General features: G+C 57.8%; 3 protein-coding genes and 1 pseudogene. All 4 read right to left on the reverse strand.

What is annotated here, in order from left to right; translation table 11 throughout:
- A pseudogene (locus A3754_RS23045) lies at positions 1-633 on the reverse strand (sensor histidine kinase); the annotation flags it as partial.
- Positions 634-811: 178 nt separating this feature from the next.
- Entirely contained in the window at positions 812-1525 is a 714-nt protein-coding gene (locus tag A3754_RS23050) for an SURF1 family protein (RefSeq protein WP_231880754.1), read from the reverse strand.
- A 233-nt stretch (positions 1526-1758) separates the two neighbouring features.
- On the reverse strand, positions 1759-2154 hold the full coding sequence (gene cyoD, locus A3754_RS23055) for a cytochrome o ubiquinol oxidase subunit IV (RefSeq protein WP_063521452.1): 396 nt from the start codon (positions 2152-2154) through the stop codon (positions 1759-1761).
- Positions 2151-2374, reverse strand: a 224-nt coding sequence (locus A3754_RS23060) for a cytochrome c oxidase subunit 3 (RefSeq protein ID WP_197468803.1), incomplete at its 5' end; no start/stop codon positions are given. The genes cyoD and A3754_RS23060, both read right to left, overlap by 4 nt.

A 2374-nucleotide genomic window follows, 5' to 3' on the forward strand; every position in this document is an offset into this window, starting at 1 on the left:
CAACTCCGCCAGGTGTTCATCGCGTTGCCGGCGGTTGCGGGTAATGCGATTGATAAAGATCACCAGCAAACCACCATTGAGCACAAAGCAGATCATCATCCCTTCGATGTAGAGACTGAACAGCCCCTCGGAGTGATCCAGTGGCATGGGTAGCGGATGGCCGTACCAGGCCAGCCAACCAAAACACAGGGTGGTGGTAATCAGAATGACCCAGGTAGACCAGACCTCCAGCAACACCGCCCCCAGAATCACCTGCAACAGATACAGGAACACGAACGGATTGGAGGCACCGCCACTGAGCGCCAACAGCATGGTGAGTGTGGCCACATCGATCAGCAGGGACAGGAACAGCTCGGTATTACCAATCGGCTTCGGCAGTCTCAGGCGCAGCACGCTGACTGCGTTGAGCAACAGCAGGCCAAACAACACCACCAGCATTTGTGACACAGGCAGCTTGATACCAAAACCGTAGTTGACCACCAGAATGGTGGCGAACTGGCCGAACATGGCAATCCAGCGCAGCTGAATCAGTAGCTGCAGGTTCTTGCGGCCAGTCAGGTCATCGCTGCTGCGGCGCAGCGCAGAAAACAGCGACCCAGACAAGGAGCCCTTGGAGGGTGAGGACGACGACATGGTTTCCATAACCCCAGTTTAGTGTAGGTCGCCACTAATAATGCAACTTATGACGGCGCCTTTTTCCGCCACTCAGTGTTGCTTTTCTTTGACGTAGACCCACTATGCCTGCAGAAAAGCGCCTTGATTGGTGAAAAAATGCACTCGACATAAGTCACACAATCAGCGGCGACCTACACTAACGCGTTCGGCGTGAATCCCGCAGTACCAGCCAGGCCGCCAACAGCATGCCAAAGGCAAGGGCGAACCAGGTGATGGCATAGACGAGGTGGTTATTGCGGAACTGGATGACGGTAAGCCCGCCCACCGGCAGTTCACTGACTGTGGCCTGCACATCCACGAAATACGGCGCCACCGGCGACAGCCCCTGACGCTCGGCCATGGCTTGCACATCACGGGAATACCAGCGGTTTTCCGCTGGCACATTGTCCCGGAACACACCGCCACCGGGATGGCTCAGGCGCAGCAGCCCGGTGACGGTGACTGGCTCTGCCGGCGTATATTCGCCCGACTGGGCCGCACCCCGTTTCTCCTGGGGCACAAACCCCTGGTTCACATAGACCCAGCTGCCGTCGGCCCGTTGCAACGGCGCCATCACCCAATAGCCCTGCCCCGCTTGCGTCGCCGCAGAAACCAGCGCAACGGCCCCGGGCCGATACTGGCCGCTCACACTGACATGGAGATACTCATGGGTGTCTTCACTGACAGAGGGCCAGCCAGGTTGCGACGGAGCGATCACCGCTTCGGCATGCACCCGGGCATCCACCCGCGCAATCAAATCTTCTTTCCAGGCCAGCCGCTTCACCTGCCAGACACCCAACGCCACAAAACCGACGAAAGCGACTGCGGTCAACAGCAGAAACAGGAAAGTGAAAATACGCCGACGAGCCATGGTCATGCCTCTTCAAACGTGGCGGGGAGGGAAAGGCGGAGACCGGCAACGCCGATCTCTGCCCTACGCATGAGTGTGTGCTATGTGTTGCGACCGGGGCGTTTCTGCATGCCCCTTGCTTGCTCAGCGTGGTCGGAAGTGTGCAGCTGTTGTGTCTTGTCTCGACGGTCAGGGTGGTCCCCTTTCCTAGAGACAAGGCGCAGCAGATGCGCGCTTCAGGCCGCGCCCTCGGGTCAGCATGACTGAGCATGCAAGGGGGCATGCAGAGACGCCCCCTCCATCATCCCCGGCATCATGTTCACGTTCAGGTTATGCATCACCCACAGGGAACCCGCGAGTGTGATGAATACCAGAATCAGCGTGAAAATCAGCGCCAGCATGTTCCAGCCCCCTTCCGAATGGAAGTTCATGTGCAGGAAGAACACCATGTGCACCACAATCTGTACCAGCGCAAAGCCCAGGATCACCATCACCGTGGTGGTAGAGCTTTCGAATACATCGCCCATCACCAACCAGAACGGAATCACCGTCAGGATCACCGCCAGCACGAAACCCGTCAGGTATTCCTTCAGGGAAACGTGGGGAATCTCCGCATCGTGATGATCATGATCGTGTGTATGCTCGCTCATGGCAGCACTCCCATCAGATAAACGTAAGTGAACACGCCAACCCAAACCACGTCCAGGAAGTGCCAGAACATGGACAGGCAGAATACCCGGCGCTTGTTTTCCGGGATCAGGCCGTGCTTTTTCAACTGGAACAACAAGGTCACCAGCCACACGATACCGAAGAACACGTGCAGACCGTGGGTACCCACCAGAGCGAAGAAGGCCGTCCAGAAGCCACTGG

The sequence above is a fragment of the Alcanivorax sp. HI0083 genome (assembly GCF_001635175.1).